The sequence below is a fragment of the Neisseria sp. P0001.S005 genome, from assembly GCF_051963715.1.
On record NZ_JBQCTZ010000489.1, the window covers coordinates 1 to 654 of the forward strand.

The 654-nt window shown below is 45.0% G+C and carries 1 protein-coding gene; it reads right to left on the reverse strand.

All coding sequences use genetic code 11. The features are described 5' to 3' along the window. Nucleotides 1–31: 31 nt before the first annotated feature. On the reverse strand, nt 32–532 hold the full coding sequence (gene rplJ, locus ACTHSP_RS21240) for a 50S ribosomal protein L10 (RefSeq protein WP_049350637.1): 501 nt from the start codon (nt 530–532) through the stop codon (nt 32–34). Nucleotides 533–654 lie beyond the last annotated feature (122 nt).

A 654-nucleotide genomic window follows, 5' to 3' on the forward strand; every position in this document is an offset into this window, starting at 1 on the left:
AAAAATAATTGATTAAATGAAACAAAATCGATTAAGCGGCTTCTTCGCCAGCTTTTTTCTCTGCCAAAGCAGCCAAACCACGTGCAAAGCCTGATACAGGAGCTTGCATAACAAACAACAGTTTGGACAACAGCTCTTCGCGGCTTGGAATAGAAGCCAACTCAGCAACCTGAGCAGGATTCATCACTTCGCCATTGTAAGAACCGGCTTTAACGATAATTTTGTCATCTTTTTTCGCGAATTGGTGCAGCACTTTAGCAGCAGCAACAGCATCTTCAGAAGCAGCGTAAACCAATGGACCAACCATTTGATCGGCCAAACCTGCGAATGAAGTACCCTCTACTGCGCGACGAGCCAAAGTATTTTTCAGAACGCGCAAGTAAACGCCTTCTTTACGTGCATTTGCACGAAGCTCAGTCATGCTGGAAACACTGATACCGCGATATTCAGCGACTACGAGAGTTTGAGCGTTAGCAATTGCTACGCTAATTTCCTCTACGGCCACTTTCTTGGTTTCAATATTGAGACTCAAGGTCTACCTCCCACTGTTTACAAACAGGATACCGAAATGATATCCCACCAGCGCGGTAACCTAAAAAGACATCTTACAAGCAATCTTGCAATGTGTTTCAGGACTACCGTCTGCGTAGGGCA